General features: G+C 38.4%; 16 protein-coding genes. 10 read left to right on the forward strand and 6 right to left on the reverse strand.

Annotation, left to right across the window (positions count from 1 at the left end; translation table 11 throughout):
- Positions 1-22: 22 nt before the first annotated feature.
- Complete coding sequence (rdgC, locus tag Xenpb_RS01180; RefSeq protein ID WP_187652715.1) at positions 23-934, reverse strand: recombination-associated protein RdgC; 912 nt, start codon at positions 932-934, stop codon at positions 23-25.
- 191 nt (positions 935-1125) lie between these two features.
- Here rdgC and mak point away from each other — a divergent pair, with 191 nt between their 5' ends.
- The 10 genes from mak (at position 1126) to Xenpb_RS01225 (ending at position 13689) form a co-directional block, all read left to right on the forward strand.
- Positions 1126-2034, forward strand: a complete 909-nt coding sequence (gene mak / locus Xenpb_RS01185) for a fructokinase (protein ID WP_187652716.1) — start codon at positions 1126-1128, stop codon at positions 2032-2034.
- Positions 2035-2986: 952 nt separating this feature from the next.
- The gene (locus tag Xenpb_RS01190; RefSeq protein ID WP_187652717.1) at positions 2987-4186 is read left to right on the forward strand and encodes a porin; all 1200 of its coding nucleotides are present in this window, start codon (positions 2987-2989) and stop codon (positions 4184-4186) included.
- A 62-nt stretch (positions 4187-4248) separates the two neighbouring features.
- The gene (locus Xenpb_RS01195; RefSeq protein WP_187652718.1) at positions 4249-6204 is read left to right on the forward strand and encodes a bifunctional 2',3'-cyclic-nucleotide 2'-phosphodiesterase/3'-nucleotidase; all 1956 of its coding nucleotides are present in this window, start codon (positions 4249-4251) and stop codon (positions 6202-6204) included.
- A gap of 67 nt (positions 6205-6271) precedes the next feature.
- Positions 6272-7045, forward strand: coding sequence for a ribonuclease (locus Xenpb_RS01200; protein ID WP_187652719.1), 774 nt, complete (start codon positions 6272-6274; stop codon positions 7043-7045).
- An 11-nt stretch (positions 7046-7056) separates the two neighbouring features.
- Complete coding sequence (locus tag Xenpb_RS19825; protein WP_368666787.1) at positions 7057-7326, forward strand: hypothetical protein; 270 nt, start codon at positions 7057-7059, stop codon at positions 7324-7326.
- Positions 7307-8050, forward strand: a complete 744-nt coding sequence (locus Xenpb_RS01205) for a bifunctional UDP-sugar hydrolase/5'-nucleotidase (RefSeq protein WP_255522985.1) — start codon at positions 7307-7309, stop codon at positions 8048-8050. The genes Xenpb_RS19825 and Xenpb_RS01205 overlap by 20 nt, the downstream gene beginning before the upstream one ends.
- A gap of 264 nt (positions 8051-8314) precedes the next feature.
- A complete protein-coding gene (locus Xenpb_RS01210; protein WP_187652720.1) occupies positions 8315-9949 on the forward strand; it encodes an ABC transporter substrate-binding protein in 1635 nt (544 codons plus the stop codon).
- Positions 9950-10078: 129 nt separating this feature from the next.
- Entirely contained in the window at positions 10079-11713 is a 1635-nt protein-coding gene (locus Xenpb_RS01215; RefSeq protein ID WP_187652721.1) for an ABC transporter substrate-binding protein, read from the forward strand.
- A 107-nt stretch (positions 11714-11820) separates the two neighbouring features.
- Positions 11821-13446 carry an ABC transporter substrate-binding protein gene (locus tag Xenpb_RS01220; protein ID WP_187652722.1) on the forward strand — a complete coding sequence of 542 codons (1626 nt, stop codon included), beginning with the start codon at positions 11821-11823 and terminating at the stop codon, positions 13444-13446.
- 75 nt (positions 13447-13521) lie between these two features.
- Positions 13522-13689 (forward strand): hypothetical protein, encoded by a 168-nt coding sequence (locus tag Xenpb_RS01225; RefSeq protein ID WP_255522986.1) that lies wholly within the window; start codon positions 13522-13524, stop codon positions 13687-13689.
- On the opposite strand, the gene Xenpb_RS01235 is transcribed toward Xenpb_RS01225, so the two are convergent.
- The 5 genes from Xenpb_RS01235 to Xenpb_RS01255 form a co-directional block, all read right to left on the reverse strand.
- The gene (locus Xenpb_RS01235) at positions 13657-14454 is read right to left on the reverse strand and encodes an NAD(P)H-dependent oxidoreductase (RefSeq protein ID WP_255522987.1); all 798 of its coding nucleotides are present in this window, start codon (positions 14452-14454) and stop codon (positions 13657-13659) included. The two genes, Xenpb_RS01225 and Xenpb_RS01235, sit on opposite strands and share 33 nt — an antisense overlap.
- A 9-nt stretch (positions 14455-14463) precedes the next feature.
- Complete coding sequence (locus tag Xenpb_RS01240) at positions 14464-15234, reverse strand: ABC-2 family transporter protein (RefSeq protein ID WP_187652723.1); 771 nt, start codon at positions 15232-15234, stop codon at positions 14464-14466.
- Positions 15227-15979, reverse strand: a complete 753-nt coding sequence (locus tag Xenpb_RS01245) for an ABC-2 family transporter protein (protein WP_187652724.1) — start codon at positions 15977-15979, stop codon at positions 15227-15229. The genes Xenpb_RS01240 and Xenpb_RS01245 overlap by 8 nt, the downstream gene beginning before the upstream one ends.
- The gene (locus tag Xenpb_RS01250) at positions 15969-16733 is read right to left on the reverse strand and encodes an ATP-binding cassette domain-containing protein (RefSeq protein WP_187652725.1); all 765 of its coding nucleotides are present in this window, start codon (positions 16731-16733) and stop codon (positions 15969-15971) included. Before Xenpb_RS01250 ends, Xenpb_RS01245 begins: the two co-directional genes overlap by 11 nt.
- 915 nt (positions 16734-17648) lie before the next feature.
- Positions 17649-17846: a type II toxin-antitoxin system HicA family toxin gene (locus Xenpb_RS01255; protein ID WP_187652726.1), complete on the reverse strand. Its 198-nt coding sequence runs from the start codon at positions 17844-17846 to the stop codon at positions 17649-17651.
- Positions 17847-17851 lie beyond the last annotated feature (5 nt).

Here is a 17851-nt window from a genome sequence, read left to right on the forward strand (position 1 = left end):
CTGCTTTACCTTTCTGCCTCTATTATTTTTCTGCTTCGCCACCCAGCGCATCAATGGTGTTTTTGATCAGTGCGCTTAATTCACCCGTCATCAGGGTAAAATCGGCATCAAATCGTTGGGCAACATCTTCACGATCGATATCATCGTTTTGTTCACGAAGGGTTTCGCTGAATTTAATACGTTTAAAAGAACCCTCATCTGACAGCATGAATTGAACGCGTTCTTCCCAATCCAATGCCAGTTTGGTGACATACTTGCCGGATTCAATATGGGTTGCGATTTCGTCTGAAACCAACTCTTGCTTCTTACAGCGGATAACCCCACCTTCTTCCAGAATCGCTTTCAGTTCGGCTTCATCCATCAGGGCATAACCTGTAGGCAGATTACCTGAACGCACCCATTCGGTTAAGGTCAGTTCAATAGGATCGGTGAATGTCAGGGGAACGACCGGCAATGAGCCGAGTGTTTTTCTCAATAGTGCCAGGTTATCTTCAGCACGTTTTGCACTGGCGGCATCAACGATGATCAGATGATTGACGGTATCGATCCAAATATAGGTCTGGTTGAAACGGCTAAATGCTCTTGGCAACAGAGTGTGGATGACTTCATCTTTCAGGGAGTCTTTTTCTGTTTTTTTCAGCTTACGGTGTTGTTCACCTTCCAGGCGAGTTATTTTTGCCTGTAATTCCTGTTTAATGACAGGGGAAGGCAGCATTTTCTCTTCCTTGCGTGCGCAAATCAGGATTTGGTTGCCAGAAGCATGAGTCAATGCTTCGCTGTGAGAACCCATTGGGGAAACCCAGCCGGTTTTCATCATATCCTGACTGCCACACGGGGTGAATGCCAATGGGCTTAATTGTTTTTCCAGTTCATCCGCAGAAAGAGATATTTCTCGGTTTAAACGGTAAATCATTAAATTTTTGAACCATAACATGCAGTTACCCCATATTGTTGCGCATCATGACAAAGGTCATATTAAAACATAAGGGTGCATAATAACGAATCATGTGACGAAGCCCTAGAACTTCATGAGTTTCATATAATAACTTCCTTAATTTCATATAATAAAAAATCTCATTGCACTCGGTGCCTGCCTGAATAGGCACTAAATAGAAAAGGTAAGCTATGCGCATAGGTATTGATCTGGGTGGAACCAAGATTGAAGTGATCGCATTAGGTGATCAGGGGGAAGAGCTGTTTCGTAAACGGGGAGATACACCTCGTAATGACTATCAAAAAACCTTGAAAGCGATCGTTAAGCTGATTAACGATGCAGAACAGGCAACCGGTCAGCAAGGTACAGTGGGGATTGGAATACCTGGTGCTATTTCGCCTTTTACCGGAAAAGTTAAAAATGCCAATTCTGTTTGGATGAACGGCCAAATCTTGGATAAGGATATGGCTGCTTTGTTGGGGCGTGAAATACGTATTGCCAACGATGCAAACTGCTTGGCGGTATCAGAAGCCACTGACGGCGCAGGGGCGGGAATGCCAATGGTATTCGCTGTTATCATTGGGACGGGTTGTGGTTCCGGGATTGCGTTTGATGGTCGGGTTCATGCGGGCGGGAATGGGCTGGCAGGAGAATGGGGACATAACCCGTTACCGTGGATGGATGAAGAAGATCGAGCGTATCAGGCAGAAGTTCATTGTTTTTGTGGCAAACCGGGATGTACCGAAACTTTTGTATCGGGAACGGGTTTTATGAGGGATTATCTTCTCTTAAGCGGGTTACATAAAACTGGCCATGAAATTATCGAAGCTGTGGCACAAGAGGATGAACTGGCCGAATTGGCAATGCGCCGTTATGAAAGGCGCTTAGCACGGGCCTTGGCACAAGTCATTAATTTACTTGATCCGGATGTGATTGTGCTCGGTGGTGGAATGAGTAACGTTGATCGTCTCTACCAAACCTTGCCAGATTTGGTCAAAGAGTGGGTGTTCGGCGGAGAGTGTGCTACACCGATTAGAAAAGCTGTGCATGGTGATTCTAGTGGTGTGCGCGGAGCTGCTTGGTTGTGGCCTCAGCAATAACAGGTATCGATTAAAAATACCTGAATCCGATACCCTTAATAGATTTCAAGTTGCGTGCACCGGAGAATGAAAGCAAATAAAAACCGCAACTTGAAATATGAATAATCATGATATATGGCTTCTATCTTCACTTGTTTTATTTATCTTCTCATCACAAAGATGTCTGGGTTATTAAAGCCTTACTTAAGTTAAATTTGTAACCTTATGCGTTAATTTGTTTTCTATGTTATGCGTAATAATAGGAATAATAAATTAATAGATTCATTATATTTATGATGAAAGTTTTATACAGAATTAAAATATATTTATTTATTGATGAATAAAACATCGTACCTGACTTTAAATTTATTAACTCTTTAGGTGATAAAAAAGACGATCTATTAAATAAATAAAAAATGGTGATGAAAAGAATAGGCTAAATGTATTTTTTTAATGACATGATAAACAAGGCTTTTGTATGTTCTTATGGCTAATATTTGTATTGCCAATGATGCTTGGTAAAATTATGTGATGTTTGTCACATATAATTGTAATATTTTGTCTATATATTTGTGTTAATGTGGTTTTCTTCACGAAAAATACTGTTTTTTTAGGTTATTATTAACAAGTGCAATAAACTGAATTTAGGCATTCAAGGAGATTAGAATTTAATTCTCCGGTGGTTGTTTGCTTAAAAATAAAACTAACGATTGTTACCAATCATTTTGATTACTTACTCCATATTGGTGTTGATAAAAACTCTCAACAGGAAGATGTAATAGAGATAACTTTCAATAATATTCAAAACTGGTCATTTTTTTAAGCGATTTTCTTTTGGTTAAAGGATCGTGACGGGTATTTATTACCCTGAATATATTGCAGCTTAGTCTGCGATAGGGTGGGTTTTTTCCTGAAAACTTTTACTTGAAAGAAAATCAGATTATTAAATTTAATATTTTATGGGTGTCTTATTATGAGAAGCATGAAGCCATTGGCGACTTTAATTGGATTATTGGTGATGTCTGGCAGCGCCAATGCGGCGACGGTATATAACGATAAAGGAACCAGCGTGGATTTGACGGGGCAGTTTCGTCTGAAAACGACCGTAAGCAGTGAAGATCGTGATATCCGAATCAAAGACGATAGCAGTCGTATTGGTGTCAGCGCCAGCCATGAACTGACCAGAGAAATCAAAGTGTTCGGTAAAATGGAGTGGGGCTCTGATACACAAAAATCCAATAGCGACAATAATAAAACCAGCTTTGAGATGTATAATCGTGTTGGCTATATCGGTGCTTCTCATCTTGATATCGGTGAAATGCGGGTTGGTCGTACTTATATTCCTATCGATTGGGTGAAAAAATCCAGCCCCGGTTATGGCAACACTGGCGTATTCTATTTTGGCGATGTCTTGAGCAGCGCAACGGGCTATAATAAAGGTGGTGTTGGTAAAAATAATTTCCTCACCCGTTTACCTCAAACCCTCTTCTTCCAAACCAACAGTTATAAAGGTTTCAACCTCGCTGCAACCTACAGCGGCAAATCCGGTGATGATAACGAACGCCAGCACGGTGATATCCGTAGTGCTTATTCGGTGGCCGGTTTTTATAAATCAGACTTTGGTCTGGAAGCCAGCGCTGGTTATGCTCAGGCAACAGGGGAAAGCAGAAAACCAATTACGGTAAGTCAAGGGGACAATAAAGGAAAGAGTGTCAGCGAAGCAGGATTAGCCTCTCCACAAGATAGCCTGCTGGCTGTGGGGGTGGAATATTATTTCCCCGGCCGTGAATTCTCCGTTGGTTTCGATTACGGCTTGGCACGTTCCAAAAACTCAGGACTGGTGTACAAAGAAGGTAATGGCGGGAACTTACAGGAAAAATCGGTTAAAGGTGACTGGAAAGCCAATCTCTACGGTCTGGCGGGAAAGTGGCATTGGGATAAAATAGGCAGCGGCATGTACGCAGGATATTACCTGCGTGACGGGGATGCCAATACATTCAACTATAAAAAACAGACTTATACGGTCGGTTTAGATAAACGTTTTGCGGTTTCTAAGTACAATGACCTGATCCTGTTTGTTGAAACGGCATATGATGATGTCCGTAGCGACAATCCGGCTTACAAAAATAAAAAACAAACCATTCTGGGTACAGGAGCACGTTTGTCTTTTTAAGCAAAATTTCACAGGGAGGGCGCATTTTGGCTCTCCCGTATCATTCTATAAAGGGGCATAGCATGATGAAGAGTGTGTTGAAAATATCAACATTAGCAATGTTGGTGGCATTCAATGTGAACGCGGCGACAGTCGATTTACGAGTGATGGAAACCTCGGATATTCACAGCAACCTGATGGATTTCGATTACTTTAAAGATAAATCTACAGAGCAATTTGGTTTGGTTCGTACTGCGAACTTAATCAAGGCGGCCAAGTCTGAAGCCACCAACGCAATTTTGGTTGATAACGGTGACTTAATTCAAGGCAGCCCGCTTGCAGATTACATAGCGGCAAAGGGACTGAAAAAAGGGGACGTTCATCCTGCCCATCAACTGATGAATACCATGGGTTATACCGTAGGCAACTTTGGTAACCATGAATTCAACTTTGGACTGGATTACCTAAAACAGGCCATTGCCGGTGCCAAATTCCCTTATATCAACGCGAATATCATGGATGCCAAAACCGGCAAAAACTACTTTACACCTTATATTATCGTTGATACCCCTGTAAAAGACCGGGATGGCAAAGAGCATACAATTAAAGTGGGTTATATCGGCTTTGTTCCACCACAAATCAGTATTTGGGACAAAGCAAATCTGGACGGTAAAGTTGTTGTCAATGACATTACGGAAACTGCGAAAAAATTTGTCCCGCAAATGAAGAAAGAGGGTGCTGACCTGATCATTGCCATTCCGCACTCTGGTTTTTCCCAAGAACCTTATAAGGCAATGGCAGAGAACTCCGTTTACTATCTGAGTGAAGTTCCCGGTATTAATGCCATTATGTTCGGCCATGCCCATGGCGTGTTCCCAAGTAAAGAATATGCGGAAGTCAAAGGCGTCGATGTTGCCAACGGAACGGTGAATGGTATTCCGGCTGTGATGCCGGGGCAGTGGGGCGATCATCTGGGTGTTGTTGACATGGTGATCAATAACGACAGTGGTGAATGGAAAGTCGAATCAGCCAAGGCAGAAGCTCGCCCTATTTATGACAAAGTCCATAAAAAAGCACTGGTCGAGCGAGATAGCAAACTGGCCTCCATCATAGAAAAAGATCATCAGGGAACCCGCAACTTCGTTGGTAAATTCATTGGTAAAACCTCTGCCAACATGTACAGCTATCTGGCGCTGATCCAAAGCGATCCCACCGTCCAGATTGTCAACGATGCGCAGGTGGATTACACCAAGCGCTTCATTCAGGGTGATCCGAATCTGGAAGGAATTCCTGTCTTGGCGGCAGCCGCACCTTTCAAAGCGGGCGGGCGCAAAAATGCGCCGGCTGACTTTGTGGAAGTGGAAAAAGGTGATCTGACTTTCCGTAACGCGGCTGACCTGTACCTCTACCCGAATACACTGGTTGTCGTTAAAGCAACGGGCGCGGATGTGGTTGAATGGCTGGAATGCTCTGCGGGCATGTTTAACCAGATCGATCCAACGTCCACCAAACCGCAAGAATTGCTGAACTGGGATGGCTTCCGTACTTATAATTTCGACACGATTACAGGTGTTAACTATAAAATAGATCTGACTCAGCCAGCCAAATATGACACAGATTGCCAGCTTATCAATAAAGGCGCGAACCGCATTAAAGACGTGACCTATCAGGGTAAGCCGATTGATCCGAAAGCCACTTTCCTGGTTGCCACCAATAACTACCGCGGTTACGGCGGTAAATTTGCAGGAACCGGAGAAGATCACATTGCGTTTGCTTCACCGGATGAAAACCGCACTATTTTGGCTTCTTACATTTCCAGGATCACTAAAGAGAAAGGCGTAGTCTCCACACAGGCTGAAAACAATTGGTCATTCTTGCCAATTAAGACAGATAAAAAGCTGGATGTACGCTTTGAAACTTCGCCATCAGAAAAAGCGGCGAAATTCATTAAAGAACATGCCCAATATCCCGTGAAGTACTTGAAAAACGATGATATCGGTTTTGCTATCTATCAAATTGATTTAGCAGAGAAAAAGTAAAACTTGATATTGATGCCTGCTCCATTGGGAGCAGGCGGACGATTTATCTGACAGTGGATTGATTGCTATGCGTTTTCTAAAACCGTTACCTCTTGTTTTGGCAATAATGGCCGCGGGATGTGCTACTTCTCCCGAAACCCACGGACCTCTGAGGGCACAAGCCAATCTGGTGGAAGGGACTGCCTGCATCGTGCCAGAGCAACCCACCGCCAATTACGACTATGATATAAAAACTGATCATTATGGGCAGAACGACAAGGCTTCAACTGACTACTTTAAACTGGCTATTAACTACTCACCTTCATTTTGTGATTACAAAATGAACGACATAAAACGCCTGCAAAACGAGAATGAGAAAGCCAAGGCACAGCGAGAATATGAAAAATTCAAACTGCAATGCTTCTCTGATAATAAATTTGGCTGGATACTGCATGGCTTATGGGCCGAAACCTGCGATGGCAAATCCATGGAAGAGTGCCGCGACTGGTCAGATATTCGAAAACATCCTCGTTTGTGTAAAGGGGATCTGCCTGCGTTGGATTACCAAACCATTAAACCTTACCTGTGTACCTCTCCCGGCATCGATTTGCTGCAAGCTGAATGGGAAAAACACGGTGTTTGTGCCTTCGATACCGCAAAACACTATTTCAGCAAACAGCAGGCGCTTTTCAACAGCCTGATATTGCCGGAAGGCCGGCCGTCCAATGAAAAACTGATCCAATTCCTGCAAGAACATAATCCGGTATTGAAAGGTAAACATATTCAGATTACTCGTGACGAATTCTATATCTGCTATAGCAAGAATTTTGAAGTGATTGACTGTCCAAAGCCTGAACATTAAGAGATAACATAGTGAATTATAAATACAAATTACTTCCGATTGCGATTGGCACCGCCTTGTTGGTAGGGTGTGCAACCAAACCTGCCTATGATCCGGCAAATGTGGTGGATGTACGGGTTCTGGGCCTGAATGACTTTCACGGCGCATTAAAGGCACCCGGTCCCAATCAGCCGGGTGGCATTGAACATATGGCTACCTTGATTAAAGAACTGAAACAAGAAAACCCGAACAGCCGAATCCAATGGCGCACTGCTTACTCAATTGGATCTGAAACTGGATAAAACGACGAAAGATGTCGTGGATTTCAAGGCTGAAAATATTTGGGTTGATAACCGCAAATATAGCAAGGATCCAAAAATCACCGAGCTGTTGTCATCCTATGAAAAAATTGCCACACCACTGGCGAACCGCATTGTTGGTAAATTGGAAAGCAATCTGACCAATGAGATTAGCCAAAGTGGAGAATCTGCATTGGGAAAAGTGATCGCGGATGCTCATTTGTATGCAACCACGGCTAAAGAAAATGGCGGAGCACAGATTGCATTCGTCAACAACGGCGGTATCCGGGCGCCTATGGATGCGGGAGATATGACTTATAACGCAATTTATACTGTCCAGCCGTTCTCTAACATAATGGTAACCAAGACACTGACTGGTGAGCAGATTAAACGCCTGCTGGAACAGCAATGGGATCGCACACGTCCACAGGTACTGGCGGTATCGCATACCCTCCAGTATTCTTGGGACAGCACTAAACCTGTTGGTGATCGCGTTATTGTCAGCTCGATCAAAATCAATGGAAAACCGATTGATCTGAAAGCGAAATACCGTGTAGCGGCCAATGAATATCTGGCGACAGGAGGAAGTAACTTCTCCGTATTTAAAGAAGGCACCGATCCCATCTATAACGTGCCTGATGTGTATGCGGTTGTTAAATATTTCACAGAAAAATCCCCGATTCACTATCCGAAACAAGATCGAATTATTGATCTCGGTGGAAAATAGTGTGATGGCGTTAAAAGATAACGCAGAACACGCTAGATAAAACGGATAGATCAAAGATACTGTAACGGCTGTTTGATCCAGATCATAAGTGCAACGTTAAGTATTATGCGTTGCACTTATACATTCGAATAAATTTAGGAAAGATTTCTTATTACACGAAGATATTACTGGTTCCAGTAATATTTATATCGGTAATGCTAATAAGGTGACAATAATATATGTAATGATTGTTTAATAATAAAAATAGTTATGGAGATCACTAACATGCAGAAAATTCTGGTAATGATGATAAAAAATAAAATAACCAGATTATTAACCTATTCTGTTAGCTTAATATTAGGAGGTATCACGTTCTCTTATGCTGCTGTTGTTCCTCCCAATGTTCGATTAGCAGATAAACAAGAAATTACCCGGAATAATTTTTCTGAGCCCGGCTCTTTAGATCCGCATAAATCTGATGGCAGTAGTGAATTTGATATCTTGCTGGATTTTTTCGAACGCTTGGTTGATACGGATAAAGAAGAGAAAATCATCCCTGCTTTAGCTGAAAGCTGGGAAACTAAAGATAATAAAACGTGGATTTTCCATTTAAGAAAAGGGGTTAAATGGTCTGATGGTACACCTATTACAGCCCATGATGTGGTTTTTTCTTTTCAGCGCTTGGTAACGCCTGACACGATTTCCCCTTACGGCAGCTACCTGATTCAAGCCACGGTTGTGAATGCACAAAATGTACTGTCTGGTAAGAAAAAGCCTGAAGAACTGGGGGTTAAAGCACTGGATGATTCAACGATAGAAATTGCCCTGGAAAGATCCAAAGCCGGTTTTCTGCAAATGCTGGCACACCCTGCGATGTCACCTGTCAGTGAAAAGGTGATCAAAAAATATGGCAGTAAATGGACGCAACCCCAATTTTTTGTCAGCAACGGGCCTTTCAAACTGTCTGAATGGATAGTGAATGAGAAAATTGTCGGCGTCAGAAACCCTTATTATTGGGATGATAAAAATACCATCATAAATAAAGTCACTTACTTGCCACTATCCGATTATAAAGCTGATCTTAACCGTTATATGGCAGGAGAAATTGATATATCCAACGGTGGGCCATCAGAATTCTTGCCAATGGTTAAGAAAAAGTTTGGTGAGCAGTTGCATGTTAAACCCATACTGAGTGTTTATTACTATCTGTTTAATACACAAAAACCACCATTTAATGATATTCGGGTCAGGCAAGCGCTGGCTTTCGCACTGGACAGGAACATTATTACTGACAAAGTGTTAGGCAATGGTCAAAAACCCGCTTATGATGTGGTCTCTCCGGGCGCTGGAGGTATTTATTTAAAACATCCTGAATATGCCTCATGGACACAAGAACAGCGTGTGGCAAAGGCCAACGCGTTATTGAAAGAAGCGGGATTTAATGAAAAGAATCCGCTCAAGTTTACCTTGCTGTATAACACTTCTGAAGCCCATAAAAAAATTGCTATTGCGGCCAGCTCGGCATGGAAAAAGAATCTAGGTGTGGACGTTATCTTACAAAATCAGGAAACTAAAACACAGAGTGATAGTATGGCTCAAGGTGACTTTGAAGTGACGAGATACGCATGGAATGCTGATTATAATAGCCCAACCACCTTCTTCGATATTTTCATGTCAGGAAATACCAATAACCATATGAGGTATCAAAATAAGGAATTTGATCAATGGGTTTTAAAAGCCGATGAAACTGGCGATCCTGCCGATTACCAACAAGCTATTGATATTCTCAATAAGGAGATGCCTGCTATTCCGGTTTACTATTATGTCCGTGTTCAATTAATTAAGCCTTATGTCGGTGGTGTTCATATTAATGCACTGGGAAATTTGCCGACAAAAGATCTTTATATTATTAAGCACTAAATTATCTCAGTCATTAAGAGCCTGTTTTAGCAGACTCTCATTCATTAAAAATGTCAATTTAAATCGTAAAAAAATAAACATGGTATCGTAATGTAATAATAAAAACAGTAAGTAATGGAGATTCAAAACATGAAAAAAATCATGGCGAGCCTAATCAAAAATAGGTTCACCCAAATCCTGACCTGTTCGATGGGAATACTCTTAACAAACGTTGCACCCTCCTATGCCGCAGTCGTTCCGCCGGGAACACAATTGGCCGATAAACAAGAAATTGTGCGTAACAATGGCTCTTTCCCTGCTTCGTTGGATGTCCATAAAGTAGAAAGTAATGTCGAGCTGAATATTATCCATGATTTTTTTGATGGTTTGGTCTACACCGATAGAAAAGGCAATATCGAACCGAGATTGGCAGAAAGTTGGGAAACAAAAGATAATAAAACCTGGGTATTCCATCTCAGAAAAGGCGCTAAATGGTCTGACGGCTCACCGATTACCGCCCATGATGTCGTATTTAGCTGGCGGCGTTTACTTGATCCAACAATGGGTTCCCCCTATGGCAGTTATCTTGGAACTGCTCACGTTATTAATGCAGACGATATATTATCAGGCAAGAAAAAAGCAGAAGAGCTTGGTGTTAAGGCACTGGATGATCTCACATTGGAAGTAAAACTCGATAAACCCGTGGCGTATTTCTTGCAGATGCTGACTCATCCGATTTTAGTTCCGATTAGTGCAAAAGTGGTTAAAAAACACGGTGATAAATGGACGCATCCCGATACTTTTGTGGGCAGTGGTGCGTTCAAACTCTCCGAATGGAAAGTGAATGAAAATGTTATCGGTGTCAGGAATCCTCAGTATTGGGATAATAAAAACACAATAATCAATAAAGTGACTTATCTTGCCCTTACGTCAGAAAAGTCGGACTTAAACCGTTATCTTGCCGGTGAAATTGATATTACCTTTACCATTCCATTGGATTCCTTTGCATCATTAAAGAAAACATTAGGCGATCAAGTGCATATTGATCCGATGCTCAGCACTTATTATTACGTCTTCAATATTAAAAAACCGCCATTTAATGATGTCAGGGTCAGGAAGGCATTAAGTTTAGCCATAGACAGGAATGTGATTGCTGAAAAAGTATTGGGGATGGGGCAGCTTCCTGCTTACGATATTCTTCCACCTAATATCGGTGGGATCACATTAAACCCACCAGAATATGCCTCCTGGACACAAGTACAGCGGATTAAAAAAGCCAAAGAATTATTGAACGAGGCCGGTTTTAACGAGAAAAATCCGCTCAAATTTAATTTGCTTTATAACACAAGAGAATCCCATAAAAAACTTGCCATTGCTGTGACGGCAATGTGGAAGCAGAACCTGGGGGTTCAAGCCAGCTTACAAAATCAGGAATGGAAAGTGATGTTGGATAATATGCACCAGAATAAGTTTGATGTTGTCAGATACGCATGGACGGCAGACTACAATAGCCCAATGTCTTTTTTAGGAATTTTCCTGACAGGAAGCAGTCATAACATACCATTATATGAAAATAGTGAATTCGACCAGTTGGTCATTAAGGCAGGTGAAACCAACGATACTGCTTATTATCAAAAGGCAATGGATATTTTCGACAATGATATGCCAGTTATTCCTATTTATTATTATGTTATTAACCGCATGGTAAAACCGTATGTCGGCGGTTTCTACGTTAGCCCAATGGATTATGTATCGACAAAAGATCTCTATATTATTAAGTACTAACCTTAAATCAGAGTCTGTTAATACAGGCTCTGATTATAGCGATTGATAAGTTAATTAAATCATGAGTTGGATAAGTAAGAATAAATACAATTATGGAGAGCTAAAATATGTCAAAAATAATCAACAATAAAAAAATAAAATTACTTACTTGTGCTATGGCACTTATATTGAACAATATTGCATTATCTCATGCTGCGGTAATTCCTGAAGGAACAAAGCTGGCAGCTAAGCAGGAAATTGTGCGCAATAATGGCTCAGAGCCAGCTTCATTGGATACACATAAAGTTTCAAGTAATGTTGAATTCAATATTATCAGTGATTTTTTTGATGGTTTGATTCAGGTTAATAAGCAGGGCAAGATTGAGCCAAGGTTAGCAAGCAGTTGGGAAACCAAAGATAATAAAACCTGGATTTTTCATTTAAGAAAAGATATCAAATGGTCAGATGGTTCACCTATTACAGCTCATGACGTTGTATTCAGTTGGCGGCGTTTAATTGATCCTGATACTGTTTCTCCTTATGGTAGCTATCTTGAAAATGCGTCTGTAGTGAATGCAAATGAGGTTTTGATCGGTAAGAAAAAAACAGAAGAACTAGGGATAAAAGCACTGAATGATGAGATGCTGGAAGTACGGCTGGACAAGCCCGTTGGAGATTTTCTACAGATGCTGACCCATCCCGCTATGTTTCCGATAAGTGAAAAGGCAGTAAAAAAATATGGCGATAAATGGACAAGACCGGAAGTATTTGTGGGCAGTGGGCCATATAAACTTTCTGAGTGGGTTGTTAATGAAAAAATAGTCGGAGTCAGAAACACCCAATATTGGGATGATAAAAATACAGTGATTAATAAAGTAACCTATCTTCCTCTTTCTTCAGAAAAATCAGATTTAAACCGTTATCTGGCGGGAGAAATCGATATTACTTTTACTATTGCCGCAGAATCTTTTCCATCACTGAAAAAATCATTGCCTGATGAGGTAAAGCTCTCTCCCAAAGCAACTGTATATTTTTATGAGTTTAATAATAAAAAACCACCATTTAATGATGCCAGAGTCAGGCAGGCACTGAGTTTGGCGGTAGATAGGGATATTATTGTTGATAAAATCTTGGGGCAGGGGCAATTACCAGCTTATACTATGCTCACACCAGATATAGGGGGCTTTAATTTTAAACAACCTGATTATGCTTCATGGACTCAGGAGCAGCGTATTGCCAAGGCTAAAGAGTTATTGAATGATGCTGGGTTTAATCAAAATAACCCGCTTACTTTTAATCTTCTTTATAACACGCAGGAAGGACATAAAAAAATTGCCATTGCGGTTAGCTCAATGTGGAAAAAAAATCTTGGTGTAAATGCTGTTTTGCAGAATCAGGAATGGAAAGTCATGTTAGATAATATGCACCAAGGGAAATTTGATGTTATCCGGCGGGCATGGGTTGCGGATTATGATAGTCCGATGACGTTCTTATCATTATTTTCATCTAAGCAAGTAAAAAATACATCTCTATATACAAATGACGAATTTGATCAGCTATTAGAAAAAGCGTCTGAAACTAATGATAAAGATTATTATCAGAAGGCATCTGATATATTAACAAAAGAATTGCCGGTTATTCCTATTTATTTTTATGTTAATCATAATATGGTTAAACCTTATGTTGGTGGCTTTCATGCTAACACAAGGGGAGAGTATTTCACAAAAGATCTTTATATAATTAACCCGAATTAATGAAATGGACACCTCCCCAAAACGGCTTCAGTGAACCATGCTGAATACATCAGCAAAAATATGAAGAGGTGTCCAATGGAACAAGTTATCGGAATTGATCTGGCAAAGCGAGTGTTTCAAGTTCATATTGCGTCCCCGCTTGGCAAAGTGATTAAAAATACGGTGGTTTCACGCAATAAACTGATCGCTTTCATTGCGCAACAGCCTCCTTCAAAAATTGTGATGGAGGCTTGTTACTGCTGAATACCTATCCAGATTTTCCGCCATCCTGAATCCCATAATATACAAAGGAGAATTATATCTTCCATGTCGCCTTCTTGTTCTACATAGATCACGAAATCTGGTAAAACTACCTCCTCTAGCTACTTTATAGTGACTACCTTCAGTAAGCATTAAATCATCATACACGGCAGTACCTGACTGATAGGGTCGATAACTATCAGAAGTATATTCTTCAACAAACGCTTTTAAATAATAAGCATATCCATGCAATACATTTATGCAATACTCCATTCTATCTGATAATTGTGAAGATATATTTATATTGCCGTCTTTCTCTATGTTATGAAGTATCAAATGCTCAGGTATAAAACAAATTTTATTGTTTTTATACCCAGATGACCTTAATTCAGAAATACAAAAAGTGCCACCATTTCCAGCGGATATTGACACTAGCAATGCTGGTTTATGTGCTAATTCGTTATCACTACATAATAAAAGTAGATTTTTTAGTTTTGGTGGCACCATTCCTCCCCACTCAGGAACCACAATAATAAAAGCATCAATGCTCATCAAAGATTGTGATATTAAATTCCATTTATGCCACTTAGGATCTTTTGCTTCATTCCAAATTGACTCATCCCATATTGGTATGTCTAAATTTCCCAGATGGAAATGCTCAGTATGCTTAAATGTTTTTTTAGTTCTTTCAAGTGAATAGAAGAAATCGCCTACTTTACCAGAATTAGAATGCGATCTATGGCTTCCTGAAATAATTCCCAGTTTCATCATTTTTCCTCACGTTATATATTTTGAATACCTTTTAGAACCTATATCAAAAACCAATTTTGCTATAAAGATTAGAATTAATGTAACTAGAGTTTGAATAAAAAACCATTTTATGCTCATTATTCCACTTGCTACTGAGGCAGGAACACCAGTTATAAATAGACACGGAAGTATGAACATGAGAACAAAACGAACTACACCATGAAAAGATTGTTCAGGTCTCACCAATACTTTGAAGCAAGGATTTGAATTTTTAATACTAACTAATGAGGCCGTCCAAAATATTGTTGTCCTTATAATCCATGTAATTGAAGTAAGTATTAAGACGCCTTCGAATGCCATCATCAAATGTAAAAAAACCAACAAAATATCAGTTCCAAGGTAAATATGTACAGTAAAAAATAATACTAAAGATAAGAATGATAACAAAAAATGCTCAAATGCAATATTTGTAGTAACATATAAAAATTGAGTATTTATAGGTAATGTTAAATGAGGTTCTAACTTTAATGACTTAACTTTTTTAACCAGCAAGAAGCTTCCTCGGCCAAATAAAAAAAGATAAAAATTATCGACCAAACATACTGTAGAAAAAAATATAATAACAAAATTATCAGATAAAATATAACCTAAAGATTGTGAATTTAAAATAGCATACCAAAAAAATGCTTGTGCTATATAATAATTCAAGTTAACAAAAGCGGATAACCAAAAATTTAATGGGCTTTTTTTTGCTTCTGAAAATCCACTTTTAAAACCAATCAATATCACTCTAAGCATTGCTATTATATCCTTGATTGTACTTTAACATATAATTCCAAATCAAATTAAAAATAATCATTAAACATATCATGACTAAAAAACCATTAAATATAAAATAAACAGACATTGAATTTGTTGCAATTTTAACTGGAACATAGGTAATATATTGAAATGGAATATAATTAAATATTGATTTTATAGAATCACCAAATACATCTAATGGTATTAATGCGCCTGAAAGAACCCATGATAAAGTATCCTTAATAACTATAAAAGAGTACGATCCTCTAAACTTGAACGCCATGCATGACAATGTCATTGTTAAGTACAAGTTGATAAACAATCCTATACATAACGAAATAAAGAGATAAATAAAATTAGGAATATCCTTTTGGTATATAATGATAAATAAAATCAATGGTGACATTATAAATAATCTGGCTAGTATCTGCCCAAAAGCATATTCTGAATAATATAATAATATTGATTTTGGAATTATAATTAGCCTATCTATGCTGCCATCTTCAATATGGAACGATAAATTTTCTGGAAATCCGGTAATACTTGTCAATTGAAATATAATAACAGACCATAATATATAAATTATTATTTCATCATGCGTATAGTTAACAAAATCATTTGATTTTGTCATGGTGTCCCAAAAAGAGAGTTCAACTGCATATAATGTTACAATTATAAATAAGTAACCAAATATTATATTCTTCGCCCTAATGGTTTCAATAAAAGAAAATTTAATTATCATAGAAAAGTCCCTCTAGATATAGCGCATTCTTTTCTTTTGAGTTATTCTTATTTAGATTTATTTTTGATATTTTACCTTCTTTAAAGAAAATAATGTCTTTGCAAATATCCGCAATGTCTATCATATTATGTGAGGTGATCAGTATTTTACTTTCATTATTTTCAGCATAATCTTTTAAGATATTGCGTAATAGAATTTGTGATTCTATATCTAACCCAATGGTTGGTTCATCCAATATCAGTAATTTTGGTCTATTAAGAAGATGTATTAACAAGTTAGATTTCACCGATTGACCTAAAGAACACGTTTTTGCTGGTTTTCTTGCTATACTTCTAAGGTTCAACATTTCTATCATATTTTCAACATGATTCTTATCATAATTACGTTTATATATAGCAGAAAAAAGTTCAATATTTTCATAGAGGGATAACTCTTCCCAAAGCATTGATTTATTACCAAAAACAATACCAAGGTTAGATAAAAGATTAGGAGGCCTTCCATTTGAATCAATACCAAAAACAGTAATATTCCCAGAATTTGGTGTCAAAATGCCTGAAATCAATTTTATTAACGTTGTTTTTCCTGCTCCATTCTTTCCCAACAGTCCTATGATCTTGCTATCATTAAATATTTCAATATTCATATTTTCAAATAAAACCACTTCGATTTCATTTGATGAAAATATGTTTTTAAAAATGTTTTTTTTAATTTCTCTGCTCTTATAACTAAAACATAACTCAGTGATTTTTATCATTTCAATTCACTATTTTTGTAAGTAATATATCATTGTCATGCATAATGTATTCTTTTACTTTACTGCTCCTACCATAAACAATAAATTTTTCTTTATCTATATTCATTATTCCTTTCGCATAATCTTGATCCCAAAACAACTTACCTAATACTTCACCAGTTTCTAAATGCCAACCTAAAATATAGCGACTGTAATTTATGCCTATAATAATGCTGTCGTTGTAAATAATAAAATCTTCAATGGTATTTAAACCACCTAATTTAAAATCAACAATAATAAAATTTATATTGCTAATTTTATAATTAAAGGATTTTACCTTTAAAATACGACTAAATTATGCAAAGTAGTTAACTAACAATTAGAAAATATTATACTCAACAAACCTTAAGATGAGTGTTGGTTGACTTATATCAATTTGATTTATAACGATTAATCATCATGGTAAATCAGCATCTTGAAGTAAAATTAGTATAAACAGTTTCACGCAATCATGTAAATATTTCGCTATGAAATTGTTCTTTTGGTTGTGGTTTTGTTTATCGTTCGTGTGTCTTTCTATGGAAATAATTTTAAAAATATATAATTACATCCGGCATCTTTCAAATAGCACCTTTGTTGGCTGAGTTCACCCCAGTCACATAATTATCTATGCTCTTGGGAATCAGCTTTTTTGCCATCGTGCGGCATCTTGAAATTCATTGGGTATAGAAGAGAGGGGTTCTGATATCTATTTAGAATGGAAGAATAGCCTGAAAAACAGGCTCCTTTTGGGAAGTTATTGCAGTACCTTGCGGGCAGCCAAGGCTAAAAAACCACTGCGGCTGCCATCTTGATCTATTTCAATAAATGTCGGATATAACATAATTTTATTCCATTTTTACTGGTGTACTTTTTCAGGATAATTTGTTAATGAAACTATTTGAGTTTTGCATCTTTTAGAATTCCTGGTTTGATATCTTTACATGGATGCGAAGCCGTTATTACGACAGCGAATTCAGGATGGGTAAATTGATGATGACTTCCTTTTATTCGCCTAAGTTTCCAACCGTTTTTTTCAATAATCTCATTAAATCTGAATTGTTCAAGCAGCTTCCTTTCCACTTTGAATATCATATACA

Origin of the sequence: Xenorhabdus sp. PB62.4 (assembly GCF_014467285.1) — a bacterium.
Taxonomy (GTDB): domain Bacteria; phylum Pseudomonadota; class Gammaproteobacteria; order Enterobacterales; family Enterobacteriaceae; genus Xenorhabdus.